Origin of the sequence: Mycobacterium shinjukuense (genome assembly GCF_010730055.1) — a bacterium.
In the GTDB taxonomy this organism is placed as follows: Bacteria; Actinomycetota; Actinomycetes; order Mycobacteriales; family Mycobacteriaceae; genus Mycobacterium; species Mycobacterium shinjukuense.
In genome coordinates, this window is sequence record NZ_AP022575.1 from 1135614 (window position 1) to 1161388 (window position 25775).

The window sequence follows — 25775 nt, forward strand, 5'->3', positions numbered from 1 at the left end:
CGTGTGAAGGATGCCTGACCGTACGTCTGGGAGCGTACGCGGGGATTGGTGGGCACACAATCGCCGAACAGCTACCGAAAACCGCTGCGCTCGAGTTCGCCGTGGCCGCGTTGCGCGAAGGCGATCGCGTCCTCGGTGGATAGGTCGGCACCTGTGGCCCAAGCGCGGTCAAAGTCCTTCTGTCCCAATGCCTCCCGAACAGACGCCAGCACGGCGTCGTGGCCGGCTTGATACATCGGGAAGCGCGCATGCCCCATGCGCTGTCGGATGGCTTGGGCCGCGCCCAACAATCCCGCCGCGTGCGAGTGGGCACCGCGGTCGAACGCCAGGTGGCCGAGGCACTCGAGGGTGTCGGCCACCCGCAGATACCCCTGGGTGCGGGCAGCGATCGCCAGGGCCTCGTGGGCGTCGTGCTCGGCCTGTTCCTGCTCACCCTGGGCGATCTCGGCAACGGCCCGTACCGTCAGCGCCACCATCTTGTGCCAGCCCTGGACCACCGCGACGGTGTCGTCTGCCCAGCGGCGCGCCGTCGCCGGATCGCCGCAGGCCACTACCGCCTCGGCCATGGGAGTGATGCTTCTGGTGAAGGCTTCGCGCAGCGGATTGGTGTGCTGCCAGGCCATTTCGCACGCCCGTCGGGCGGACACGGCGTCGCCGCAGGCCAAGGCGGCTTGAGCGAGCGCGGCATTCACCGAGTCCGCCGAGAACCCGCCCATAGCCTCCGAGGCCGCCAGGGCGGATCGCGCCGCGGTGTGCGCGGCGTCCGCGCGCCCCTGGTAGGCGAGCACCGCGGCTTGGCTAACATGGCCGAACACCATCATGGTGTGGTCCGCGGCCGCTTCGGCCTCGTCGGTCACGGTGTCGAGGATCCGGCTGGCCTGTGCGAGCTCTCCCCGCATCATCAGCGCGGACCCCAGCCACGCGCGGCAATCCCGCGAGAAGAACCGGTCACCGATCGCGTCGGCGAGGGCGAGTCCTTCGCCGGCGGCCGCCCCACCCGCGATCGGTTCACCGGCGACACAGCCCGCGGTCGCCTGATAGCTGAAGATTTGACACAGGGCCCATTGGTCGCCGTCGGTGCGGACCAGATCGATCGCTTCGGCGAAGTACGGCCGCGACGGCTCGGTGCCGTAGAGCGCAAGCATCCCGCGAGCGATCAGGGCTCGGGCGAGCAGTGCTGGGTCGTCGAGCCCACGCGCGATGTCCAAGGCCTCCTGCGTCTTCCCCAGGTCCGTCGGAACTCCCACCCACGCGGCGAGGATGCTGCGCTGGGCCACCGCGCGCGCCCACAGTGCCGGCGCCATCTTCGGGCTACGCTCGTCGGCCAGGCCGGCGTCCAACTCGGCCAGCGCCTCCAGGGCGCGACCGCCCCGTAACCACAACGGGCGCAATGACAAAACGAGCCGCAGGGACGTCTCGAAGTCGAAGTTCGCTCTACTCCACGCGAACGCGGCGCGCAGGTTGTCGATCTCGGCTCGCGCCCAGGCCAGCAGCTGCTCGTCATAAGCGTGGCCGCGTGACGCCAACTCTGCGGCCGCGGCCGCGAAGTGGTCACGGTGGCGGGCGCGAACCTGGTCGGCCTCACCCGACTCGTCCAGCCTTTCCTGGGCGTACTGGCGTACCGTCTCTAGCATTCGGTATCGCATTCCCTGGCCGGTGTCGTCGGCGGCCACCAATGATTTGTCGACCAACAGGCTCAGTTGGTCGAGTAGCTGGTAGCGCTGCACGTCATTGGCGGCGCCCACGGTTTGGGCGGCATCCAGGTCGAATCCGCCGGCAAACACCGCCAGTCGGCGGAACAACACTTGCTCGGGCTCGGTGAGCAGCGCATGCGACCAATCCATCGAAGCCCGCAGCGTCTGCTGTCGAGGCACCGCCGTCCGCGCACCCCCGGTCAACAGGTGAAACCTGTCATGCAGGCTATCGACGATCTGGGGCAACGACAGCGCCCGAACCCGTGCTGCGGCCAGCTCGATCGCCAACGGCATGCCGTCGAGGCGCTGGCAGATCTCCTCCACCAGCGCGATATTGTCTTCGTCCACAACGAATTCAGGACGAACATGGCGGGCGCGTTCGGCGAACAGCTCGACGGCCTCGTCGGTGATCGACAGCGATGGCACCCGCCAGGTCAGCTCGCCGGGCACCCCGAGTGGTTCCCGGCTGGTGGCCAGAATCGTCAACCGCGGGCAGGCTTTGAGCAGCTCGACGACCAGGCTCCGGCACGCATCCAGCAGGTGCTCGCAGTTGTTGAGCAGCAGCAGGATCCTCTTCTCGCCGATGAAATGCCGCAGGGTGTCCATGGGGGAGCGGCCGGGCTGATCGGGCAGGTCCAGGGCGCGTGCGACGGTGACCGTTACCGCAACGGGATCGGTGATCGGAGCCAGTCCGATAAACCACACCCCGTCGGCGAACTCGGTGTTGAGCGCAGCGGCGACCTCGACGGAAAGCCGCGTCTTGCCGGCGCCGCCGGTCCCGGTCAGGGTGACCAGCCGGTTGCTGGTGGCGATGCGACGCAGCTGGGCCAGTTCGGATCGTCGCCCGACGAAACTGGTCAGTTGAGCCGGAAGATTATGTAGGACAACCGTATTGCGAACGCGCAGCGGCGGGAACTCGTTGCGCAGGGCGGGATGGCACAACTGCACCACCCGTTCGGGCCGCGGCAGATCACGCAGCGGATAGCTGCCCAGTTCGGTCAGCCACACACCGTCGGGTAGGTGGTCGATGACCAGCAGTTCGGTGACCCCCGACAGCACGGTCTGGCCGCCATGGGCCAGGTCGCGGAGCCGTGCGGCGCGGTTGATCGTGGGACCGGCGTAGTTGGCCTCGTCGCGCAGCTGGATCTCGCCGGTGTGCACCCCGATGCGCAGCCGGATCGGTGCCGGAGAGGCGCGCTGTAACGCCAAGGCGCAGGCCACCGCGTCGCTGGCGCGGGCGAACGCGGCCACGAAGCTGTCGCCCTCGCCCTGTTCCAGCGGGCGCACGCCATGGTGGGCTTCGATGGTCTCGGTCACCGTCTGGTTGAGCCGGGCGAGCGCGGCGGCCATCTGCTCGGGCAGCGTTTCCCATAGCCGCGTCGAGCCCTCGACGTCGGCCAACAGCAGCGTCACCGTTCCGGTGGGCAGCAACTCGGTCAAACCCGACTCACTCGGTGCGGCATTCGCTCATTTACCGGGCTTTGGTGCAGCCAGACGAAGTCGTGAATTCCGGCTAGTTGCAACATGATCCGCGACCTCATCGGCCACGCCCGCATCGGCGTGGATCCGGACATGACCTCGGGCCGCTCTACCCGATAGCTGCGACCTTTCCAGGTGAGCGTGCCCACTCCGGCGGCCACCAGGTTTCGGTACCAGTCGGTGCTCGCGCCGTACGTCAACGGCACCAGGAAGCCGTCACCGAAGGTGTTCGTGCCCAGCGACGTCTGGTAGCTGCGCCCGCTGCGGCGCCCCACGTGGGTGAGCAGCCCCAACGACGACCGCCGGGTCCCTGAGATGCTGCGGGTCATGTCGTTGCAGCCCTTCAGGAACGTCCGAAACGTGCCACACCGGAGCAGCTGGTCCCGGTTTCGTCGGAAGATCCTGAGCAACAACGTCAACCATATCGGCGCCACACCACCGGCGAAGACGGCGAGTAGGACGCCTGCCCATCCTCGCCTGCTCATCCGCTGAGCCTACCCCTGCCACGCCAGCGGGCCTGCGTCAATTGTCATCGCGCGGCCAACAGGGCCAGCCCTGGCGCCCGACTCAGCCCTCCGGGTAGCTCCATGCGGATAGTCGCTCGGCGATCTTCTCGAGATCGGGCATCATACCCGCGGCGACCTGGATGACGAATTCGAAACGGTCGTCCTGCGGAGCGCGGATCCACGCCCGTCGATCGCCAGGAATGTCCGGCAGGCTGTCCATGCGAGTCGCTCGTTTCCATGTCGACGGCACGTGATTCCGCGCCAAAGAGTGCATGAGCGCGGCGGCCTTGAGGTGCAGGCTTGGGCAGGCGTCCCGATCGAATACCGACGTGCGGAGATGACCGTTCACCGCCGGTGACCGATGTCGTGCGGTCGTTGGCACCATAGCGTCCGCTGAGGACGTAGCGGACGTGGCGCTCGCAGGTTCGCCCGGTCGGGGGTGCGCGACGGGCATCGACCGCCGGCTGTCGTGGAGAAACTTGACCGGCTCCGTCGAGTTGCTGGATCGTCCGCACTTGCGCGTCGACACCTCGTTGGTCCACAACCCATCGGCCCAAGATGCCCGGCCAGCGCCGTCCGCGCTCCGGTAGGCCAGGTTGACAGCCGCCAGACGGCACGTCAATGCCCCTTGCTGGCGTGGCGAACGTTACGCGCTGTTTGCAAACCGCGTTGCCGAACTGTCTGCTTGACACCCCGGCCGCCATTACCCTACAGGTGTTTAAGAACGCTTGCTGCCTGGAATGGGGGGGAGATGACGGCGACGCGGTTCACCTCCGAGGTTGCGGTGGGCGGGGGGCGATGCCCGGTTGCGCAGGGCATGCCGGACCGGCCGACCGGTCCGGACATGACCGTCTCGGCGGCATGGCGGGACGCGCGGATCGTGCGAACCTATGGCCCCGACGTCGCCAAGGCGCTCGCAGCCCGGGCCGCAGCCAAGGCCCGGTCCCGGCTGGTCGGTAGCCGCGGCCGAAAGGATGTGCAGCTCACCGACTTCGATCCGTTTGATCCCGCGACGGCCGCCGATCCTTACCCGCATTACCGCGAGCTTTTGGCCGGCGAGCGGGTGCAGTACAACCCCAAGCGGGACGTCTACATCCTGAGTCGATACGCCGATGTCCGCCAGGCCGCACGTAACCACGATGCGTTGTCCAGCGCCCGCGGCGTCACCTTTTCGCAGGGACGGCTGCCGTTCCTGCCCACGTCCGATCCACCGGCGCACACCCGGATGCGTAAGCAACTGGCTCCGGCGATGGCGCGTCGTGCCCTGGAGAAATGGCGCCCGATGGTCGACCAGACCGCCCGCGAGTTGATCGGCGCGCTGTTGACCCAGACGCCCGCGGACGTCGTCGCCACCGTGGCCGCACCGATGCCGATGCGCACCATCACCAACGTTCTGGGTGTGGCGGCATCGGACGAGGCGGCCTTCTGCCGCCTGTCCAATCAGGCGGTTCGGATCACCGACGTCAACCTGTCAGTGTCGGGGCTGGTTTCGCTGCTGCACGGCTTCACCGGATTTCGGCGATTGCGTGCGTTCTTCGCTCACCGGCGTGACAACGGGCTGCTTCGGGAGTGCACCGTTCTCGGCCAGCTTGCCGCGCATGCCGAGCATGGTCGGCTCAGCGACGACGAATTGTTCTTCTTTGCGGTGCTGCTGCTGGTTGCCGGCTATGAGACCACGGCGAACATGATCAGCACCCTGTTTCTCACCCTCGCCGACTATCCCGATCAGCTCAGGCTGCTTGCGCAGCGGCCAGATCTGATCCCGTCGGCGGTCGAGGAGCAATTGCGATTTGTATCGCCGATCCAAAACATCTGCCGCACAACGCGGGTCGATTATCCGGTCGGAAAGGCCGTCATTCCGGCGGGATCACTGGTGCTGCTGGCGTGGGGTGCGGCCAATCGTGACCCACGCCAGTACGACAACCCGGATGTGTTTCGTGCCGACCGCAACCCGACCGGACATCTCGCGTTCGGCTCGGGGATTCACCTGTGTCCCGGTACCCAGCTGGCGCGCATGGAGGGCCAAGCCGTGCTGCGCGAGATCGTCACCAACATCGACCGGATAACGGTGGTCGAGCCACCGGCCTGGACGACCAACGCCAACCTTCGCGGGCTGACCCGGCTACGGGTGGCCGTGACGCCCCGCGCAACCCCATGATGCTGATCTCCCGCACGCTGCAGGCGCCGCGCTCGGCGCGCCGATTTTCCTGGTGGCACGAGTGGGCGGCACCGCTGTGGATCGGCTGCAACTTCTCGGCCTGGATGCGCCTGCTGATCCGTAACCGATTCGCCGTGCATTGGAGCCGCTGGCACTTCGCCGTCCTCTATACGTTTCTCAGCATCGTCAATTCATTGCTGGGTTGGGTTCAGAAAGCCGTGTTCGACAAGCGGGTGGCCGAGACGGTGATCGCCGATCCGCCGATCTTCATCGTCGGGCACTGGCGCACCGGCACCACCTTGCTGCACGAACTGTTGGTCCTCGACGATCGCCACACCGGTCCTACGGGTTACGAATGCCTTGCGCCGCACCACTTTCTACTGACCGAGTGGTTCGCACCGTGCGCCGAATTCCTGGTATCGAAGCATCGGGCCATGGACAACATGGACCTGAGCTTGCGTCACCCGCAGGAAGACGAGTTCGTGTGGTGCATGCAGGGGCAACCGTCGCCGTACCTGACCATCGCGTTCCCGAACCGGCCGCCGCAGTGTGAGCGGTATCTGGATTTGGAGCGGTTGACCCGGCGAGAGCTCGAAGAATGGAAACGGACGCTCTTCCGGTTTATTCAGCAGGTGTATTTCCGCCGTCGCAAGACGGTGATCCTGAAAAACCCAACGCACAGTTTCCGGATCAAGGTGCTGTTGGACATGTTTCCGCACGCGAAGTTCATCCACATCGTCCGCGATCCCCATGTCGTCTTTCCCTCAACCATTCACCTGCACAAGTCGCTGTACCGCACGCACGGCCTGCAACGACCGACGTTCCAGGGATTGGATGACAAGGTGATGGCCACATACGTCGACCTGTATCGCAAGTTGGACGAAGGGCGAGAACTCGTTGATCCGTCACGCTTCTACGAATTGCGCTACGAGGATCTGATCAGTGATCCCGAAGGACAGCTGAGGCAGCTCTACGAGCACCTGGGATTGGGCGACTTCGAGCGATACCGGCCCCGGTTGCGGCAATACCTTGCCGACCATCAGGATTACCAAACCAACAGCTACCGGCTGACGGCCGAGCAGCGTGCGCTCATCGAGGAGCGCTGGGGCGAGATCATCGACCGCTACGGGTATCGGTAAACCGGCACCTCGTCGTGTCAGGCCGGCGGAGTCCAGGCGACGGGCAGCCTCTTGATGCCGTGAATGAACTGTGACAGCAGCCGCGCGGGCTCCTCGATCGCGACGATGTCGGGCATTTCGCGGCACAACTCGTCGAACACGACCCTGATCTCGCGCCGGGCCAGGTTGGCGCCCAGGCAGAAGTGGGCGCCCCCGCCACCGAAGCCGAGGTGCGGATTGGGGTTGCGGGCCACGTCGAAGGTCCACGGATCGGCGAACCGTGACTCGTCCCGGTTGGCCGAGCAATACCACAGCGAGACCTTGTCGCCGGCCGCCATCGTGGTGCCGCGCAGCGCAACGTCGTGGGTCAGGGTGCGTCGCATGTAGACCACCGGCGAGGACCACCGCACGATCTCCTCGACCGCGGTGGGCGCCAGCCGGTCGAAGTCCGACCACCACTTGTGCCGTTCCTCCGGGTAGCGAGACAGCGCGAGCACGCCGTGGCTGATCGCGTTGCGGGTCGTCTCGTTTCCGGCCACCACCAGCAGAATGAAAAACGACGCGATCTCCGACGACGACAGCCGCTCGCCGTCGACCTCGGCCTCCACCAGGCTGCTGGTCAGATCGTCGTGGTGATCGACGCGGCGGTCTTCCGCCAGCGCGGTGGCGTAGCTGCCGATGTCCATCGAAACCTGGACGAACTCGTCGAAATCGGTGGCCAGATCGGGATCCCCGTAGCCGAGAATCACGTTGGTCCAATGGAATATCCGCTGATGGTCCTCCTCGGGAATGCCCATCATGTCGCAGATGATCTGCAACGGCAGCGGCCCGGCGAGCTCGTTGACCAGATCGGCTTGGCCGTCGGGGTGATTGGCGATCATCGCCGCGACCAGCCGGTGGGCCCGATCCCGCACCGAGGCCTCGATGCGGGCCACCACCTTCGGCGTGAACGCCCTGCTGACGATCGAGCGCAGCCGCTGGTGTCGCGGATCGTCGAGCACGATCATCGAGCCGAAATACTCGGATACCTCCGGTGTCTGGTCGTTGATCGTGATGTTGGGGCTGGAGCTGAAGATGTCCGGATGACGGCTGGCGTAGAAGACGTCGTCGTAGCGGGTGAGCGCCCAGTGCCCCGCGCCCCCGGCGAGCCCCGGCAGCTCGAGCGCGGGCCAGAACGAAATCGGCGCCTGGCGCCGCAAGGTGGCGAAGGCGCCGTCGCGAATGTCGTCGTCGAGTTCCCAGAAGTCCAGCGACCCCAGATCAATGTCGCTGATCGGAATCTTCGGCGGTGCGGCCCCGTTCACCCGAGTGGCAATGCCCGTGGGGCCGGTCTTGAGGCCCATCGCGATCCTCCTCGCTACCGCTTCGCCGATGAAGCGCCCATCACAGGCGAGCTTAGACCGCCCGCCAGTCTTTCCGGACGCGCAGCGAGCCGGCGCTTTGGTCAGTGCGAGCAGACGGCCCTTCCGGGAAGTCCGGTCGACTTCGCGTCATTCACCACGTTGCCGTCGAGCAGGATTCTGCAGGCTATGGTGCCCGGCCCCTGCGCGCTGAGCACGAACACCTGACCACCGAACGCGGTGAACTCCGTCGACCAGGGCAGCGGCACGTTTGTCGCTCGCTGCTGACCGGTGGCGGTTTGGTACGAGATGAATTCGGCGATGCCGGTGCCGCTCACCTCGTAGCGGACCCGCGGGAGATCGTCCGCGGTTGCAACACCACACGTGGCCGCGAGGCCCATACCCATAGCCAACAGGATCGAGGGCCCACTAAGACGCGTCATCTGGGGTAGCTTGGCTCCGAGTCGACTGGTCATGGTGTCCCATCGTGTCACCACCGAAGACGGCGCACCAGGGGTTGCATACCGCTGCCGCCGGGTGTATTTGGGGGCGGTTCGACGTGGTCTAGCACAGGCCTAGCGCCGGGGGTCACGCGGCGTTCCAGCCGTCACACCAGCACCGGCAGCCGGTCATGACATGCTGCCAAAAAAGCGATGTCACATGCGATGTCACCACGCACCTATGTCGGAATCGAAGGGGGTTGGCGTCAGCAACCCCGACAAGGTCGGTCGCGGCGTCGGCGATATCCGCGGGCTAGCGCCGGTGGGCATCACCGCCACCGACGACGTCGACGCCCTGATCGCGCTCAAACCCGACGCGCTGGTGCACTGCGGGCCCACGGCGATGCACGCCAAGGCGAACATCTCTCTGGGTCACGCGCTTGCTACGGGCCGGCGCTGGATCACCGCGCTGGAGCTGCCGCTGATTCCCGGTACGGGTACCAGCCCTGAACAGCCCGGACGGCCCCGACCGGGTCGTTGTCGCGCTCACGAATAGCCGAGGCAGAGACTGGCTATAGGTATAACCGAATAGATTGGCGGTCGGCGGGATCGTTCGGGCATTGCCGCCGAACACGGGGATTGGACCATATGGCAGAAGGAGCTCGGCCCGCGCTGGGTCTTTCGATCGGTGCCACCAACCTGGCGGCCGTGACTGCCGACCACGCCATCACCCGCACGCCCGTGCTGACGCTGTATCGGCAGCGCCCGCCCGAGGTCGGCGTACCGTCGGAGAACCCGCGGCTGGATGAGCCCGGCCTGGTGATCTCCGACTTCGTGGACCGGGTGGGGGATCCGGTCGGCATCGTGGCTGCCGACGGCTCGACGCACCGCAGCGAGGCCTTGGTCGCCGACGGGTTGCGGGCACTTGCCTATGCCGCCACCGGCGGCCGCGCCCTGCCCGACAGCGTCGCGGTGACCCATCCCGCCCACTGGGGGTCCGCCGCGGTGGACGCGCTGGGTGCGGCGTTGACCCGGGTGTCGGAGTGGTCGCAGGGGGCGCATCGGCTGTCCGTGATCCCGGATGTCGCCGCGGCGCTGTTTGCGGTGCGGGTCGACCCGGGCATGCCGGCACGCGGGATCGTCGCGGTGTGTGACTTCGGTGGCAGCGGCACAAGCATCACCCTGGTCGATGCCGCCGGCGAGTATCAGCCGGTGGCCCCTACCGTGCGCCATCACGACTTCTCCGGCGATGTGATCGACCAATCGCTGCTGACCTATGTGATGTCCCACATGCCCGCCACAGGTTCGTTCGACCCGTCCAGTACCCCGGCCATCGGCTCGCTGACCCGGCTGCGGATCGCGTGCCGAAAAGCTAAAGAGCAGCTGTCGTCGAGCACGGTGACGACCCTGGTCGACGGGCTGCCGGGGATGCTCGGGGAGATCCGGCTCACCAGAAACGAACTCGAGGGCACCATCCGCGGTTCCCTGGACGGGGTCGTCGCGGCCCTGGAACGAGCCTTGGGGCGCAGCGGAATCCACGCGGCGAATCTTGCGGCGATCGTTTCCGTCGGTGGTGGAGCCAACATCCCGGCGGTCACCACGACGCTGTCGGGACACTTCGGTGTTCCGGTGATCACCACGCCACGTCCGCAGCTGACGGCCGCGATCGGCGGCGCGTTACGGGCCGCGCGCGGGCCCGAAGACACCAGCGCGACCGTGCTGAACCCGGCGGCGTCGGCGACCGCGCCGGCGCTGGTGCCACCGGTGCCGGAATCGGTCCCAGAGCCGGTCTCGACCGGGCAGCCCGCGCTGGCGTGGTCTGAGGCCGATGATGACTCCCGCGTCTTGACGGTTGGCACCGGGGCCGGTGGTTCCCGGTTCACCGGCGCCCGTCCGCAGTTGATGTTCGACCGCGACGCCCGCGCGGAGCCGGAGTCCGCGCCCCCGGTGATGCCCTGGTATCGCCTGCCCGCGGTGATCGTCGTCGGCTCGGCGGTGGCGGTGCTGCTGGTGGGTGCCGCGGTGGCGATCGGGTTGAGCTCCGGCGACCAGCCAGCGACGCGGTCGCCGGGGGTGAGTACGGCCCCCGCACCGACGTCGTCCGTGCCGGCTTCACCCGCGCCCGCTTCGGCTGTGCCGGGTGGTCGAACCCCCGAGCCGGCGTCGCCGCCTCCGGCGCCAAGCAGCCAACAACCCCCACCGCCTACCCAGCAGGCACCCGCGGCACCACCCCAGTCGACCGAGACTCCGCCACCGACCACTGAAACCACGGCCCCGCCCTCGACGACGAGCACGCCGCCGGTGACGACAACGCCGCCGGTGACCACCACGCCACCAGCGACCACACAGCCGCCAGCGACCACACAGCCACCGGCGACCACACAGCCCGGAACGACACAGGCCCCGACGCTGCCCAGTCCGCCGCCGATTCCGCCGATCCCGCCGATTCCGGACATTCCGCACATCCCCGGAATTAGCCTTCCCGGGATCACCCAGGTGCCGGGGATCGGCCTCTTAACGCCGCGCCCGGCAGCGCGCGGTCACTGGGGGTAGGTGACACCGGTGAGTCGTTCGGAAAGCTCCCAAAGTCGTTGGCTGTCAACATCATTACGGGCACGCGCGGACACCTTGGCCTCCCGGACGCCGCCAGCGGCGGCCTCGTAAATCCCGGTGGGTCCGTAGAACGCCCCGCCTTCGGCCCGCGGCGTGGCGGCCGCATAGAGCGCGGGCAGGATCCCTTCGTCGATCTCCTGCCACAGGAACGGAGCAAAACGCCATGACGTCTTGTGCAACCGCGCCATCAGCGACGGCTTGTCGCGGCCATGCGATGGCCCGCTGATCTGCAGGTTGGTCTTGGTCAACCCGGGGTGCGCGGCATTGGACGTGATGCCCCAGCCGGCGGCACGGCTGCGGCGGTCCAGCTGGCGGGCGAACATCAAGACCGCCAGCTTCGACTGGCCGTACGCCGCCATCGGCGCGTACGACTTCTCAAACTGCACGTCGTCGAAGTGGATGCGGGCACGCCGGGCCGCCAGGCTGCTCACCGAGACCACGCGTGCGCCTTGCGCCGCGCGCAACAGCGGCAGCACGTGCGCGGTGAGCGCGAAGTGTCCGAGATGGTTGCTGCCGAACTGCAATTCGAAGCCGTCGGCGGTCGTGTCGCGTTCCGGCGGCGTCATCACGCCGGCATTGTTGATCAGGATGTCGATCGGGCGGCCCTCGGAGTTGAGTTGTTCACCCAAGGCGGCGACGGAGGCCAGCGACGACAGGTCGAGGGCTTTGATGGTCAGCTTGGCGTCAGGAACCGTGACGCGGATCTGCTCGATGGCCGCCTCACCCTTGGCGCGGTTGCGGATCGCCATCACCACCTCGGCGCCGGCCGCCGACAGCCGGCGGGCCAGCCCGAACCCCAGACCGCTGTTGGCCCCGGTGACGACGGCCAGCTTCCCGCACAGATCGGGCACGGCGGCGACCAGATCGTTGGCCATGCTTATGAATCCTTTCCGGTGGCGCCCGTCCAGTGTGCTCCGTTTCTCGCCGTCAGCGAATCCGAGCGGCATGCTGATCGTCATGGGCGTCAACTGGGTTCGACAGCGCGTCCCTGGCTGGGTGGCGGGGTTGATCTCTGGGACGCTACCGGCGCTGGCGTTTCCCGCGCCGGCGTGGTGGTGGCTGGCGTGGGTCGGTGTCGTTCCGCTGCTCTTGGTGGTGCGGGCCGCGCCGACGCCGTGGGCGGGTGCGGTGCGGGGTTGGTGGGGTCTTGGGGGATTCATCGCGACCAGCCAGTACTGGCTGATAAGCAGCGTCGGTCCGCTGCTGGTGCTGCTGGCCGTGGGACTCGGGGCGCTGTGGCTGCCGTGGGGGTGCGTCGTGCACCGGCTGTTGTCGGGGCCGATGACCTTCGGCCGCACGGCCGCCGCGCTGGTCGTGGTGCCCAGCGTGTGGGTGGCCGCCGAAGCGGTGCGGTCCTGGCCCTCGTTGGGCGGTCCCTGGGCGCTGCTGGGCGGGTCGCAGTGGAACCAGCCCGTCACCCTGGCATCGGCGTCCTTGGGCGGAGTGTGGCTGACCAGCCTTCTGGTGGTCGCTGTCAATACCGCCGTCGCCAGCGCGCTCGTGGCGCGAGGGCCGGCACGATTCGTCGCGCTGGGTGGTGCGGTGGCGTGTGCGGGACTCGGCCCGGTGTGGTACTTGCTGGGCCCGGCGCCCACCGCCGGTCCGCCGATCCGGGTGGCGCTGGTGCAGACCGGTGTGATTGACGATGCGGCCGCCCGTGAGGCGGCCGGTGAGGTGATCACCGCAACCGTCGCGGGCCAGCGGCCGGACTTGGTGGTCTGGGGCGAAAGCAGCGTGGGGCAGGATCTGACCACACACCCCGAGGTCCTGGCCCGCCTGGTGGAGCTGTCTAGGCGGGTGGGTGCGGATCTTCTGGTCAACGTCGACGCGCCGGCACCCGGGGGCGGCATCTACAAGGCGGCGGTGCTCGTCGGCGAACACGGAGCACAGGGCAGTTACCGCAAAACCCGCCTGGTGCCGTTCGGTGAATACGTACCGCTGAGGCCGATTCTCGGCGGGATCACCCGGCACAGCAAGGCCGCTGCGGTGGACCGACGGCGCGGTCCCGGGCCGGTGGTGCTGCACGCTGGTCACCTCGCCATCGGACCACTGATCAGCTACGAGACGACGTTCTCCGATCTGGCCCGCCGCGACGCACTGCTCGGTGCCGAGCTACTGGTGTACCAGAGCTCCACCTCGACGTTTCAGGGCAGTTGGGCTCAACCGCAGCTGGCCGGTCAACCCGCGGTGCGTGCCGTCGAGGTGGGTCGCCCGGCGGTGCATGTCGGGTTGTCCGGCGACAGCTCGGCCTTCGATCCGCGGGGGCGCCGGCTGGCGTGGTGCCCGTCGGACTTCAGGGGTGTCGTCGTGGTCAGCGTTCCGTTGGGATCGACTGCCACGTTGTACCAACGCTTGGGGGACTGGGTGCCGCTGACGTCGGTTGTGGTGCTTGCGGGGTTTTTCAGCTATGGCCTGCTTGGGCGTCGTCGAATGCGCGCGTCCGTGACAGACTGCGTGGATGAATAGCAGACGGGTCGCCAAGGTTTCGTTGGCCGCCGCGGTGCTGATGGTGATGGTGGCGGTGGCCGGCGTCATCGTCTCCTTGGTGCTCAACGCGTTCTTTCTGGACAAGTACAACGCGTACGGCGAGGTGTCGATCCCGGGCTCGGGCAGCCTGCGGTTGCCCGCCGGGGAGGTCACCGTCAGCCTGCACACCCTGGTTATCGGCAGTACCGGTGGCGGTGGCCTGCCGGTGCCGCCGCTGGGCGTCACGATCAACCCGCCCGAGGGTGTCCCGCAACCCGTGGTGACCGAAAGCATCGGCAGCACAACGACAATCAACAACGACGCGCATGTGCGAGTGTGGCTGGCTCAGGTTCCGGTCGAGGGCACCTACACCATCACCACCGACGGCCAAGTCGGCGGATACATCAATCCGCGGTTGGCCTTCGGTCACCGGAGTTCCTACGGCTATCTGGTGTGGGTGTTCGTTGCCGTGTTCGTCGTCGGCTTGATCGATCTGACGCTGTCGGTGATCTGGCTGGCTCGCACCCGGCACAGGGTCGCCACCCCCGTCGTCTCGATGTCGGCCTACGAACCCACCGATGATGGAGTCAGCATCGAGCGACTCAAAACCATTGCAGCGCTGCGTGATTCTGGTGCGCTGACCCACGAGGAGTTCGAGGCCGAGAAACGACGGATCCTCGACGGGTACTAGCCCAACCACCGCGAGTGCGCGTGTTTGTACGCCGACACGCCGCTGCAGCCGGCATTTTGCGCGCGCTCACGGATCCAGGTTTAGTGGCCCCGGGCCACCCACTCTTCGTAGTGGACGATCTCGTCGCCGACGGTGGTGCTGTGACCATGGCCGGTATGCACGACGGTGTCACCGGGCAATGTGCCAAGGCGTTCGGATATCGACCGCAGAATCGTCGGGAAATCCGAGAACGAGCGGCCGGTCGCACCCGGCCCGCCGGAGAACAGGGTGTCGCCGCTGAACACCACGTCCAGCTCAGGGGCATACCAGCACACCGATCCCGGGGAGTGGCCCGGGGTGTGCAGCGCGCGTAATTCGGTTCCGGTAACGAGTAACGTCTCCCCGTCGGTGACGGCACGAAAGTCCTTGTCCGGGTGCGTCATCCGCCACAGCACGGCATCGCCGGGGTGCAGCAGGACGGGCGCGTCGAGCGCCGCAGCCAGTTCGGGAGCCACCGTCACGTGATCGTTATGGCCGTGCGTGCACACCACCGCCACCACATTGCGGCCACCGACGGCGTCGATGATCGGTGCCGCGTCGTGGGCGGCGTCGAAAACCACGACATCGGAGTCGTCGCCGACCAGCCAGATGTTGTTGTCGACTTCCCAACTGCCGCCGTCGAGTTCGAAGGTTCCGTGGGTAACGACGCGTTCAATGCAAGCCACTACAACACCACCACCGAGCGCAGCACCTTGCCGTCATGCATCTTGTGGAACGCTTGCTCGATGTCGCCGAGCCCGATCCGTTCGGAAACGAACCGCTCGAGCGGAAGCCGGCCCTGCAGGTACAGGTCGATGAGGGTGGGGAAGTCACGTTCGGGCAGGCAATCGCCGTACCACGACGACTTCAGCGCGCCGCCGTGGGAGAAGAAATCCAGCAGCGGCATCTCCAGGCGCATATCGGGAGTGGGGACACCCACCAGCACGACGGTGCCCGCGAGGTCGCGGGCGTAAAAGGCCTGCTTCCAGGTTTCGGGTCGGCCGACGGCGTCGATCACCACGTCGGCGCCAAAACCCCCCGTGAGGTCTCGAATGGTCTCCACGACGTTGAGTTCGCGGGCGTTGACGGTGTGGGTGGCGCCGAAGCTGCGGGCCCAGTCCAGCTTGGTGTCATCGGTGTCGACCGCGATGATCCGCTTGGCTCCGACCAGTGCGGCACCGGCGATCGCGGCATCGCCCACACCTCCGCAGCCGATCACCGCGACGGTGTCGTCGCGGCTGACCGCGCCGGTGTTGACCGCGGCGCCCAGGCCGGCCATGACCCCGCAACCGAGCAGCCCCGCGGCCGCGGGGTCGGCGGCGGGATCCACCTTGGTGCACTGGCCGGAATGCACCAGCGTCTTGTCGGCAAATGCCCCGATGCCCAGCGCCGGGGTGAGTTCGGTGCCGTCGGTCAGCGTCATTTTCTGTTCGGCGTTGAAGGTGTCGAAGCAGTACCGGGGCCGGCCACGTTTGCAGGCGCGGCACTGGCCGCAGACGGCGCGCCAGTTCAGGATCACGAAATCGCCCGGCTCGACGGTGGTCACCCCCGGCCCGACCGCTTCGACCGTGCCCGCGGCCTCGTGGCCGAGCAGGAACGGGTACTCGTCGTTGATGCCACCTTCGCGGTAGGTCAGGTCGGTGTGGCAAACGCCGCAGGCGATGATGTCGACAATGGCCTCGCCGGGCCCGGGGTCCGGGACGACGATGTCCACCAGCTCGACGGGCTCGCCCTTGTTGCGGGAAATCACACCGCGCACTGTCTGGGTCATGCGCTCTAACTTAATGCGCGGAACAACACACGGTCCGGTGTTCGGCGCGGGCGGGGCCGGCGGGCCGCTGCCGGGCCCGGTGTAGCGTCGCTGAACATGCGCGCCGGTGACGATGCGGAGCGAAGCGATGAGGTGGGGGCACGCCCCCACAAGTGGGAGGTACCCCCACCCGCTTGCGGGGGAGAGCGGCGGCACATGACCGAAGAGACCGAGACCGCCGAGGATTTCGGCAGCCGGATGATTGGGGTCATCGACAGCGCCGGCTTGGCGATCCTGGTCAGCGTTGGGCATCAGACCGGGTTGCTGGACACCATGGCCGGGCTTCCGCCGTCCACCAGCAACCAGATCGCCGAGGCGGCGGGACTGCATGAGCGCTACGTCCGGGAGTGGCTGGGCGGCATGACCACCGGGCGGATCATCGACTACGACGCCCAGACCGCGACCTACACGTTGCCCGCCCACCGCGCCGGCGTGTTGACCCGTGCGGCCGGGCCCGACAACCTCGCCGTGATCACCCAGTTCGTTTCGCTGCTCGGCGAGGTCGAACAACAGGTCATCCGCTGCTTTCGCGAGGGCGGTGGTGTGCCGTACAGCGAGTATCCACGCTTCCACAAGCTGATGGCCGAGGTGAGCGGTGAAGTGTTCGATCACGCGCTGATCGATGTGGTGCTCCCGCTGGTGGATGGCCTTCCGGAACGGTTGCGGTCCGGAGCCGACGTGGCCGATTTCGGCTGCGGCAGTGGTCACGCGGTCAACTTGATGGCGCGGGAGTTCCCCGCGAGCCGGTTCACCGGCATCGACTTTTCGGCCGAGGCCGTTGCTACCGGGACCGACGAAGCGGCCCGGCTCGGCCTGGAAAATGCGACCTTCGAAAACCACGATCTCGCCGAGCTGGACAAAGCCGAAACCTACGACCTCATCACCGCTTTCGACGCGATTCACGACCAGGCGCAGCCGGCCCGGGTGCTGAAAAACGTCTATCGCGCCCTGCGGCCCAACGGTGTGCTGCTGATGGTCGACATCAAGGCTTCCAGCCGGCTGGAAGACAATGTCGGTGTGCCGCTGAGCACCTACCTCTACACCACCTCGATGATGCACTGCATGACGGTGTCATTGGCTCTCGACGGGGCGGGATTGGGGACGGTGTGGGGCAGGCAGCGGGCCACCTCGATGCTTGCCGACGCCGGCTTTGACGAGGTCACTGTCGCCGAGATCGAGTCGGACGTGCTGAACAACTACTACATCGCCCGGAAGTGACCCGCCCAGCCGATGGCTGCCCTGAAGGCTCTCGACGACTGGCCGGTCCGTGCCGCCGCCGCCGCGGTGGTCGGACCCGGCGGGGTGCTGGCCACCCACGGCGACACCGCGCGCGTATTCGCGTTGGCGTCGGTGACCAAGCCGCTGGTGGCCCGCGCCGTGCAAATCGCCGTCGAAGAAGGTGTCGTCGACCTCGACACTGCAGCCGGCCCGCCCGGCTCCACGATCCGCCACCTGCTGGCCCACGCCTCCGGGCTGGCGATGCACTCCGGGCAGGCGCTGGCGCGGCCCGGAACCCGCCGGATCTATTCCAACTACGGCTTTACCGTGCTGGCCGAGACGGTGCAGCGGGAATCGGGCATCACGTTCGACCGCTATCTGGCCGAGGCGGTATGCGAACCCCTGGGCATGGCAACCACCCGGCTCGACGGTGGGCCCGCGGTCGCCGGGTTCGGGGCCACCTCGACGGTCGCCGACCTCGCGGCCTTCGCCGCTGACCTGCTGCGCCCGTCGACGGTCTCGACGCAGATGCACGCCGACGCGATCGCGGTGCAGTTCCCCGGCTTGGACGGGGTGTTGCCCGGATACGGCATCCAGCGGCCCAACGACTGGGGGCTGGGTTTCGAGATCAAGGACTCCAAATCGCCGCACTGGACGGGCAGCCGCAACTCGGCGCGCAGCTACGGCCACTTCGGCCAATCGGGCGGCTTTATCTGGGCGGATCCCGACGCGGACCGGGCGCTGGTGGTCTTGACCGACCGCGATTTCGGCCAGTGGGCACTGGATCGCTGGCCGGCGATTTCCGACCGTGTGCTGGCCGAGTACCACTGACAGGAAATGCACACTAGCGCAACATGGGCCTCACAAGGCACAATAGACACGCACGACACAAGAATTTCATGGCGGCATCCTGCTCGTCGGGTTCACCAGGTCGTTGGGGAAGACGTCCCTCGTGGAACCGAAGGAGCAGCAAGATGCGCGCGTCGAACCAATTCGCCGACGTGACGACGGGCGTGGTGTACATCCACGCGTCACCGGCGGCGGTGTGCCCGCATGTCGAGTGGGCGTTGTCGTCGACCCTGCAGGCCACGGCGAACCTGGCCTGGACACCGCAGCCGGCCATGCCCGGACAGCTGCGTGCCGTCACCAACTGGGTCGGACCAGTGGGGACCGGCGCCCGGCTGGCCAACGCGCTGCGTTCCTGGTCGGTGCTGCGGTTCGAGGTCACCGAGGATCCCAGCCCCGGAGTCGACGGCCAGCGGTTCAGCCACACCCCGCAGCTGGGCTTGTGGAGCGGATCGATGAGCGCCAACGGCGACATCATGGTCGGCGAGATGAGGCTGCGGGCGATGATGGCCCATGGCGCGGACACCCTTGCCGCCGAGCTGGATTCGGTGCTGGGGACGGCGTGGGACGAGGCGCTCGAGGCCTACCGCGACGGCGGTGACGCCGGCGAGGTGACCTGGCTCAGCCGCGGGGTGGGCTGAGGGCTCCTAGCTCACCGGCACCGAGACCGGCTTTGCCGACACCGGCATGTCGACATTGCCCTTGCATGCGCCGCTGGCGATATCGGTGTGGAAGACGCCGGTGAGGATTCCGTATTGGCCGGGTGTGTAGACCGTGATGGATTTCGCCGGGTCGTATTCGATGGTGCCGTCGGGGAGCAGGCAGTCCCATTGCCAGCTCATCTCGCGCACCCATTGGGAACCATTCCAGGTGAATTCGATGGATCGCGGCATGGATTCATTTTTCGGTGGGGGAGGGTCAGTCACCCTGGCGACACAGACGCCCGCCGAGCAGCTGGAGCTGATGGAGACGCTGGTCCGGTGGGCATATTCGGGTTGACCGGCCGCCATGGAGGTGCCGGTCTTCGCGTTGGCGGAGAGGGTCAGAATGTACTGCCCATCCCATGACGCGACTTCACCCGCGTGCGCCGACGGAGCCAGCCACAGCGCGGCGCTGAGGGACCCGGCCGCCACCGCAACGTGCGCGCCCTTGCGAAACCCCGACATCGTTCCTCCCTGGTCAGCGGGTTTGGCAAGGATGTCGCGTTCGGCGACCCGATCGTTACCCGGTGGGCCGCAGCACCGGCAGCGCGGCGGGCACCGCGGAGATCTCGGCCGGCAATGGGCAGGCGTAGTCGCCGTCGGCGTAGACGTTGATACCGGGGCACTCGACGGCGATGGTCTGGGCCCGTGCGGTGGTCACCTCGTCTAGCATGACGTGGGTGCCCTTGATCGCGGTCGGGAAGAAGCGCACCAGCCTGGTGCGCGATTCCGAAGCCACCATGGTGATGTCGAGCAGGCCGTCGCGGTGGTCGGCACCCGGGCAGATCAACAACCCGCCGCCGTAGCTGCGGGTATTGCCGAAGGCCGCCAGCGTCAGATCGGACTCGATCTCCGTGGTTCCGTCGAGCACCAACCGGAACGGCAGCGGCCGCAGCTGCGACAGTTCGGCCAGCATTGCGATGTAGTAACGCAGCCGGCCGTGCGGCCAGCTCATCCGGTTGGCCCGATCGGTGACCAGGGAGTCGAACCCGGTTGCCGCCACGGTGCCAAACCACTTGTGCGCGCCGTTTCGGTCGCAAATTCGGCCCAGGTCAGTGGTTTCCGTCCAGCCATCCACGACGATATCGGCGGCGGCCTCGGGATCCTTTGTGGGAATTCCGAATTCGCGTGCGTGGTCGTTGCCGGTGCCCGCCGGAATGATTCCCAGCGGAACATCAGTGCCGGCCAGCACTTGCAGCGCGTTGGAGATGACGCCGTCGCCGCCGGTGACCACCACGGCGTCGGTGCCCTTCTCGATTGCCGCGGCGACGAGATAGCGCGCATCCTTGGCGTTTTCACCCACGATCTCGATGACGTCCACGCCGCGGTGCCGCAGCCGGGCTATCGCGAGCCGCGCGGCGTGCACCGCGGCACCGTGCCCGGACAGGGGGTTGGTCAGCGCGGTCACCTTGCCGATCTCGCGCCGGCTCAGCATCACGGAATCAGCTTGCCGGGGTTGAGAATTCCGGCTGGATCCAGCGTCGCCTTGATCGCGCACAGCAGCCGCACGCCCAGATCGCCCACCTCCTGGCGCATCCACGGGCGGTGGTCGGCGCCCACCGCATGGTGATGGGTGATGGTTCCGCCGGTGGCCATGATGGCATCCGACGCGGCCTTCTTGGCGGCCAGCCATTGCTCGATCGGATTGCCCCGCTGTGCGGCGACGACGGTGAAGTACAGCGATGCGCCGGTGGGATACACGTGCGAGACGTGGCACATCACCAGTGCCGGGGTGCCCGATTCGGCCAGCGAGCCGGTGAGCGCGTCGGTGACCGCTGCCTTCAGCGCGGCAATGTTGGACCACGTGGTTGCGGTCTCGAGCGTCTCGCACAAAGCGCCGGCGGCCAGCAGCGAGTCGCGCAGATACGGCGCGGCGAACCGGCCGCGCTCCCAGGCCCGCGCCGGCCCCTCACCCAGCGATGTTCCGCCGTGGGCTGCCAGCACCGCGCGGGTCTCGGCGTGCCGGCTTTCGGCGTGTTCGGTGGTGCCCTCGAACACGGTGAGTCCCAGGCAGCCGCCGGTGATCTGGGCTTCGCCGATGGACTCGGTGGTGGCCAGGTTGACGCCGGTCTCGGCCTCGTCGGAAAGCCGGATGACGGTGGGTCCGGTGCCGGTTTGGGTGATGGCCCGCAGCGCCGCGACCCCGGTCGCGAAGTCGGGAAACGACCACGCCTCGTACCGGGTGGTCTCCGGTATCCGGTGCACCCGCAACCGAACTCGGGTGATCACGCCGAACACCCCTTCCGACCCGATCACCAGCTGGCGCAGGTCCGGGCCGGCGGCCGACGCCGGCGCTCGACCGAGATCCAGCACCCCGGCCGGAGTGATCATGCGCAGCCCCAGAACCATGTCGTTGAATCGGCCGTAGCCCGCCGAGCCCTGGCCGGACGAGCGCGTGGCCGCGAAACCTCCGATGGTGGCGTACTGGAAGCTCTGCGGGAAGTGCCCCAGCGAGAAGCCGTGTTCGCCGAGCAGGCGTTCGGCCTGCGGGCCGGTGACGCCGGCCCCCAATTCGGCCTCACCGGACACCTCGTCGATCCAGTGCAGCCGGTTGAAGCGCCGCAAGTCCAGCGAGATCACCGCGCCGAAGTCACCGCGGACCGGGTCAAGCCCGCCGACGACGTTGGTGCCGCCGCCGAACGGGACGACGGCAATGCCGTGTTCGGAGCAGTAGCGCAGGATGTCGGCGACGGTGTCCTCGCCGCCCGGGTCGCCGGGCAGCAACACCGCGTCGGGCGCGTCCTGGATACCGGTGTCCTTGCGGCGCAATATGTCTGGGGTGGACTTGCCGCCGGCGTGCAGCAACCGGTCACGGTCGGCGGTGCGGAAGTACTCGGCGCCGACGATGTTGGCCAGCCCGTCTTGATCCGCCGGCGACAGGGCGCACGGGCGTAACTTCACCTGGTCGGGCGCAAGCTCGACGTCAGCGGAGTCGGCCAGGCCCACAACTTGTTTCAGCAACGACCGGATGCCCTCGGAAAGGGGCTTGGCCGCGGCGGGATCTCCCCACGCGTTCCATTTCATCGGCGGAACGAGTTCCTCGAGGTGCGTCATGCGTTACAGTATTACATATGCTGTCAATCAGTAATGCTCCCTCGGATGCGGGCGAGCGCATCCTTGCGGCAGCGGCGAGCTGTGCGCTCGATTTTGGCGTCGACCGGGTGACGCTCGCCGAGATCGCCCGGCGCGCGGGCGTGAGCCGCCCGACCGTCTACCGCCGCTGGCCGGACACCCGGTCGATCATGTCGACGCTGCTCACCCGGCATATCACCGACGCGCTGAAAGACGTGCCGGTCGACGGGGACGACCGGGAGGCGTTGGTCAAGCAGGTGGTCGCGGTGGCCGACCGGCTGCGTCGTGACGAGCTGATCATGTCGGTCATGCACTCGGAGCTGGCCAGGGTGTACATCACCGAGCGCCTCGGAGCCAGCCAGCAGTTCCTGATCGAGGGGCTGGTGGCCCGGCTGAAGGTGGCACAGCGAGCGGGCAGCGTTCGCGCCGGTGACCCCCGCCAACTGGCGACCATGGTGCTGCTGATCGTCCAGTCGACCATTCAATCCGCCGACATCGTCAAGCCGGTCCTCGACTCCGAAGCCCTGGCCGCCGAACTCAGCTACACCCTGAACGGATACCTGTCCTGATGCCCAACTCGACCGCACTCAACGCCGCGCGCCGTCTCGCCGACCTGATGGCACTGGCCGACGGCGCGCCGCTCGACCTCGTCGTCATCGGCGGCGGCATCACCGGCGCGGGCATCGCCCTGGACGCCGCCTCTCGCGGCCTGCGGGTGGCCCTAGTGGAAAAGCACGATCTGGCGTTCGGCACCAGCCGGTGGAGTTCGAAGCTGGTGCACGGCGGCCTGCGCTATCTGGCGAGCGGCAACGTGGGCATCGCCCGGCGCAGCGCCATCGAACGCGGAATCCTGATGACGCGCAACGCTCCTCATCTCGTGCGCGCGATGCCGCAGCTGGTACCGCTGCTGCCGTCGATGGGTCGCACCAAGCGTGCGTTGGTGCGCACCGGGTTTCTCGCGGGCGACGCGTTGCGGATGCTGGCGGGTACGCCGTCGTCGACGCTGCCCCGGTCGCGCCGAATTACGGCCCGGCGCGTCGTGCAGATGGCTCCTACGGTGGCGCGTGCGGGCCTGGACGGCGGGCTGCTCGCCTACGACGGCCAGCTGATCGACGACGCCAGGCTGGTCATCGCGGTCGCGCGTACCGCCGCACAGTACGGCGCCCGGATCCTCACCCAGGTGGCGGCGTCACAGGCCACCGCCACCTCGGTGCGGTTGACCGACCGGCGCACCGGGCAGGCGTTCGACGTATCGGCCCGCGCGGTCATCAACGCCGCGGGAGTGTGGGGCGGGCACATCGATCCCACGCTGAGGCTGCGGCCCAGCCGCGGAACCCACCTGGTCTTCGATGCCGGCGCTTTCGGCAATCCGACTGCGGCGCTGACCATTCCGATTCCCGGTGAACTCAACCGCTTCGTGTTCGCCATGCCCGAGCAGCTGGGCCGGGTCTACCTCGGGCTGACCGACGAAGATGCTCCGGGCCCGATTCCCGATGTGCCACAACCGTCGCCGGAGGAAATCGGGTTCCTGCTGGACACGGTGAACACCGCGTTGCAAAGCCCGGTGGCGGCGTCCGACGTCGTCGGAGCCTACGCCGGCCTGCGGCCGCTGATCGACACCGGTGAAGGCCGCACCGCCGACGTGTCCCGCGACCACGCCGTCGTCGAGTCGCCGTCCGGGGTCATCAGCGTGGTCGGCGGCAAGCTGACCGAATACCGTTACATGGCCGAGGATGTGCTGAATCGCGCGATCGGCCTGCGGCGGCTGCCGGCCGCGGCTTGCCGCACTCGCAACCTGCCGCTGATCGGCGCGCCCGCCAACCCCGGGCCGGCCGCCGGCGGGCATGCGGGCCTGCCCGAATCGCTGGTGGCGCGCTACGGGGCCGAGGCGGCCAATGTCGTTGCCACGGCAAGCTGTGCGCGTCCCGTCGAGCCGGTCGCCGACGGCATCGACGTGACCCGGGCGGAGTTCGAGTACGCCGTGACCCACGAGGGCGCGTTGGATGTCGACGACATCCTCGATCGCCGGACCCGGATCGGTCTGGTGCCGCGCGATCGCGAGCGGGTGGTCAACGTCGCCGAGGAGTTCCTCGCCGAGGTTGGGTGAGCAGACGCAAAAGCCCCCGAAAACACCGGTTTTCGGGGGCTTTTGCGTCTGCTCGCGAGGGGTGGTGCGCTACAGGGGAATGTTCTTGTGCCGGCCGCGGCGTGCCGGCGCCTGGGCCAGCGCCTCGGTGAGCTTGCTGCGCGTGTGCGCCGGGTCGATCTTCTCGTCGACCACACCGATGTCGATCGCGCTGTCCACGCCACCGGCGATGCGCTCGTGCTCGGCGGCCAGCGCGTCATGCAGCGCTTCGCGCTCGTGATCGGGTGCCGCGGCCAGCTTCTTCTTGTGCAAAATGCCGACGGCTGCCTTGGCGCCCATCACCGCAACCTCGGCGTCCGGCCAGGCGAACACCTTGGTCGCGTTGAGCGAGCGGGAGTTCATCGCAATGTAGGCCCCGCCGTAGGTCTTTCGGGTGACCAGTGTGACCCGCGGAACGGTGCACTCGCCGAACGCGTGCAGCAGTTTGGCGCCGCGGCGCACCACGCCACCCCACTCCTGGTCGACCCCGGGCAGATAGCCGGGGACATCGACAACCACCACCAGCGGGATCCCGAACGCGTCGCACAGCCGCACGAAACGCGCTGCCTTCTCTGCGCTTTCGGAGTTCAGGCAGCCGCCCAGCCGCAGCGGGTTATTGGCCAGCACACCGACCGTGCGACCCGACAGCCGGCCTAGCCCGACCACCATCGACGGCGCCCAATTGGCCTGGAACTCGTCGAAAGGCACGTCCTGGTCGAGGATCGCGGTCACGATCGGACGCACGTCGTAGGCTCGCCGCGACGACTCGGGCAGCAACGCGTGAATGTCGGTGTCACCGGCCTCGGCCTTGCTGCGGTCGAAATGCCCTTGCTGGCAGAACAATCCGACCAGCCGGCGACCGCGCTGGTAGGCGTCGAGCTCGTCGTCGGCGACGATGTGGCACACCCCGGACTTCTTGTGGTGGGTCTCTGGACCACCGAGCGACGCCATGTCCACGTCCTCGCCGGTGACGCTGCGCACCACGTCGGGCCCGGTGACGAACACCCGGCTTTCCGGCGCCATCACGACGACGTCGGTCAGCGCCGGTCCGTATGCGGCGCCGCCGGCGGCGAAGCCCACGACCACCGAGATCTGCGGAATGTAGCCGGAGGCGCGGATCATGGCCTCGAAAACCTGCCCGACCGCATGCAATGCCCGCACGCCTTCGGCCAGCCGCGCGCCCCCCGAGTGCCAGATGCCCACGATCGGGCTCTGCTCCTCGATGGCGGTGTCGTAGGCGTCGACGATGTGCGCGCAGCCCTCGACACCCATGGCACCACCCATCACGGTGCCGTCCGTGCAGAACCCGATGGTGCGCACACCGTTGACGGTGCCGGCCGCCGCCAGCACCCCGGAGCGGTCACGCTCATGCAGCAGCTGCACGCTGCCGTCGTCGAAGAAATTGCTCAGCCGCAGCAGTGGGTCGCGGGGGTCGAGCGATTCGCCAACCGCCTCGGGGGCCATGAGTGTCATCGCAGGT

The 25775-nt window shown here is 67.7% G+C and carries 20 protein-coding genes and 3 pseudogenes; 11 read left to right on the forward strand and 12 right to left on the reverse strand.

Annotation, left to right across the window (positions count from 1 at the left end; translation table 11 throughout):
• Nucleotides 1-71 precede the first annotated feature (71 nt).
• From G6N20_RS04940 to G6N20_RS21040, 3 genes and pseudogenes are all read right to left on the reverse strand, one after another.
• A complete protein-coding gene (locus tag G6N20_RS04940) occupies nucleotides 72-3134 on the reverse strand; it encodes an ATP-binding protein (RefSeq protein WP_083046517.1) in 3063 nt (1020 codons plus the stop codon).
• Nucleotides 3131-3658 (reverse strand): nitroreductase family deazaflavin-dependent oxidoreductase, encoded by a 528-nt coding sequence (locus tag G6N20_RS04945; protein ID WP_083046518.1) that lies wholly within the window; start codon nucleotides 3656-3658, stop codon nucleotides 3131-3133. The genes G6N20_RS04940 and G6N20_RS04945 overlap by 4 nt, the downstream gene beginning before the upstream one ends.
• Before the next feature lie 82 nt (nucleotides 3659-3740).
• A pseudogene (locus tag G6N20_RS21040) lies at nucleotides 3741-4013 on the reverse strand (type II toxin-antitoxin system death-on-curing family toxin); the annotation flags it as partial.
• 417 nt (nucleotides 4014-4430) lie between these two features.
• Between G6N20_RS21040 and G6N20_RS04955 the strand changes: the two are divergent.
• The gene (locus G6N20_RS04955) at nucleotides 4431-5837 is read left to right on the forward strand and encodes a cytochrome P450 (protein ID WP_083046519.1); all 1407 of its coding nucleotides are present in this window, start codon (nucleotides 4431-4433) and stop codon (nucleotides 5835-5837) included.
• Between the two features lie 17 nt (nucleotides 5838-5854).
• Nucleotides 5855-7031 (forward strand): annotated as a pseudogene (locus tag G6N20_RS04960) (sulfotransferase family protein).
• Here the strand turns inward: G6N20_RS04960 and G6N20_RS04965 are convergent.
• Nucleotides 6994-8298, reverse strand: a complete 1305-nt coding sequence (locus G6N20_RS04965; protein WP_083046520.1) for a cytochrome P450 — start codon at nucleotides 8296-8298, stop codon at nucleotides 6994-6996. The pseudogene G6N20_RS04960 and the gene G6N20_RS04965 sit on opposite strands and share 38 nt — an antisense overlap.
• 101 nt (nucleotides 8299-8399) lie before the next feature.
• Nucleotides 8400-8738: an MmpS family transport accessory protein gene (locus G6N20_RS04970; protein ID WP_083046521.1), complete on the reverse strand. Its 339-nt coding sequence runs from the start codon at nucleotides 8736-8738 to the stop codon at nucleotides 8400-8402.
• A gap of 193 nt (nucleotides 8739-8931) precedes the next feature.
• Between G6N20_RS04970 and G6N20_RS04975 the strand changes: the two are divergent.
• Together G6N20_RS04975 and G6N20_RS04980 are read left to right on the forward strand one after the other, a co-directional pair.
• Nucleotides 8932-9190: pseudogene (locus G6N20_RS04975) on the forward strand (hypothetical protein); the annotation flags it as partial.
• A gap of 193 nt (nucleotides 9191-9383) precedes the next feature.
• Nucleotides 9384-11288, forward strand: a complete 1905-nt coding sequence (locus G6N20_RS04980; RefSeq protein WP_083046522.1) for an Hsp70 family protein — start codon at nucleotides 9384-9386, stop codon at nucleotides 11286-11288.
• Here G6N20_RS04980 and G6N20_RS04985 read toward each other — a convergent pair.
• Nucleotides 11276-12223: an SDR family oxidoreductase gene (locus G6N20_RS04985; protein ID WP_083046581.1), complete on the reverse strand. Its 948-nt coding sequence runs from the start codon at nucleotides 12221-12223 to the stop codon at nucleotides 11276-11278. The genes G6N20_RS04980 and G6N20_RS04985 overlap by 13 nt on opposite strands.
• A gap of 82 nt (nucleotides 12224-12305) precedes the next feature.
• On the opposite strand from G6N20_RS04985, the gene lnt reads away from it, so the two are divergent.
• On the forward strand, nucleotides 12306-13814 hold the full coding sequence (gene lnt / locus G6N20_RS04990; protein ID WP_372516264.1) for an apolipoprotein N-acyltransferase: 1509 nt from the start codon (nucleotides 12306-12308) through the stop codon (nucleotides 13812-13814).
• Nucleotides 13807-14505, forward strand: coding sequence for an SHOCT domain-containing protein (locus tag G6N20_RS04995; RefSeq protein ID WP_083046524.1), 699 nt, complete (start codon nucleotides 13807-13809; stop codon nucleotides 14503-14505). Before lnt ends, G6N20_RS04995 begins: the two co-directional genes overlap by 8 nt.
• Nucleotides 14506-14585: 80 nt before the next feature.
• On the opposite strand, the gene G6N20_RS05000 is transcribed toward G6N20_RS04995, so the two are convergent.
• Entirely contained in the window at nucleotides 14586-15209 is a 624-nt protein-coding gene (locus tag G6N20_RS05000) for an MBL fold metallo-hydrolase (RefSeq protein WP_083046525.1), read from the reverse strand.
• Nucleotides 15209-16294 (reverse strand): S-(hydroxymethyl)mycothiol dehydrogenase, encoded by a 1086-nt coding sequence (locus tag G6N20_RS05005; RefSeq protein ID WP_083046526.1) that lies wholly within the window; start codon nucleotides 16292-16294, stop codon nucleotides 15209-15211. Before G6N20_RS05005 ends, G6N20_RS05000 begins: the two co-directional genes overlap by 1 nt.
• A gap of 195 nt (nucleotides 16295-16489) precedes the next feature.
• On the opposite strand from G6N20_RS05005, the gene G6N20_RS05010 reads away from it, so the two are divergent.
• The 3 genes from G6N20_RS05010 to G6N20_RS05020 all read left to right on the forward strand — a co-directional run bounded on the left by G6N20_RS05010 (nucleotide 16490) and on the right by G6N20_RS05020 (nucleotide 19038).
• Nucleotides 16490-17551: a class I SAM-dependent methyltransferase gene (locus G6N20_RS05010; protein ID WP_083046527.1), complete on the forward strand. Its 1062-nt coding sequence runs from the start codon at nucleotides 16490-16492 to the stop codon at nucleotides 17549-17551.
• A gap of 12 nt (nucleotides 17552-17563) precedes the next feature.
• Nucleotides 17564-18382, forward strand: coding sequence for a serine hydrolase domain-containing protein (locus tag G6N20_RS05015; RefSeq protein WP_083046528.1), 819 nt, complete (start codon nucleotides 17564-17566; stop codon nucleotides 18380-18382).
• A gap of 143 nt (nucleotides 18383-18525) precedes the next feature.
• Nucleotides 18526-19038, forward strand: coding sequence for a DUF3145 domain-containing protein (locus tag G6N20_RS05020; RefSeq protein WP_083046529.1), 513 nt, complete (start codon nucleotides 18526-18528; stop codon nucleotides 19036-19038).
• A gap of 6 nt (nucleotides 19039-19044) precedes the next feature.
• Here G6N20_RS05020 and G6N20_RS05025 read toward each other — a convergent pair whose 3' ends face one another.
• From G6N20_RS05025 to G6N20_RS05035, 3 genes are read right to left on the reverse strand one after another with little or no spacing between them, the layout of a single operon-like run.
• Entirely contained in the window at nucleotides 19045-19563 is a 519-nt protein-coding gene (locus tag G6N20_RS05025; RefSeq protein ID WP_083046530.1) for an Rv2253 family sensor-like surface protein, read from the reverse strand.
• A gap of 55 nt (nucleotides 19564-19618) precedes the next feature.
• Nucleotides 19619-20533: a diacylglycerol kinase gene (locus G6N20_RS05030; protein ID WP_083046582.1), complete on the reverse strand. Its 915-nt coding sequence runs from the start codon at nucleotides 20531-20533 to the stop codon at nucleotides 19619-19621.
• Entirely contained in the window at nucleotides 20533-22122 is a 1590-nt protein-coding gene (locus tag G6N20_RS05035) for an FAD-binding oxidoreductase (RefSeq protein ID WP_083046583.1), read from the reverse strand. The genes G6N20_RS05030 and G6N20_RS05035 overlap by 1 nt, the downstream gene beginning before the upstream one ends.
• Before the next feature lie 47 nt (nucleotides 22123-22169).
• On the opposite strand from G6N20_RS05035, the gene G6N20_RS05040 reads away from it, so the two are divergent.
• Both G6N20_RS05040 and G6N20_RS05045 read left to right on the forward strand, forming a co-directional pair.
• Nucleotides 22170-22739 carry a TetR/AcrR family transcriptional regulator gene (locus G6N20_RS05040; protein ID WP_083046531.1) on the forward strand — a complete coding sequence of 190 codons (570 nt, stop codon included), beginning with the start codon at nucleotides 22170-22172 and terminating at the stop codon, nucleotides 22737-22739.
• Nucleotides 22739-24277 carry a glycerol-3-phosphate dehydrogenase/oxidase gene (locus G6N20_RS05045; RefSeq protein ID WP_142271879.1) on the forward strand — a complete coding sequence of 513 codons (1539 nt, stop codon included), beginning with the start codon at nucleotides 22739-22741 and terminating at the stop codon, nucleotides 24275-24277. The genes G6N20_RS05040 and G6N20_RS05045 overlap by 1 nt, the downstream gene beginning before the upstream one ends.
• Before the next feature lie 69 nt (nucleotides 24278-24346).
• On the opposite strand, the gene G6N20_RS05050 is transcribed toward G6N20_RS05045, so the two are convergent.
• A complete protein-coding gene (locus G6N20_RS05050; RefSeq protein ID WP_083046533.1) occupies nucleotides 24347-25768 on the reverse strand; it encodes an acyl-CoA carboxylase subunit beta in 1422 nt (473 codons plus the stop codon).
• Between the last annotated feature and the right edge of the window lie 7 nt (nucleotides 25769-25775).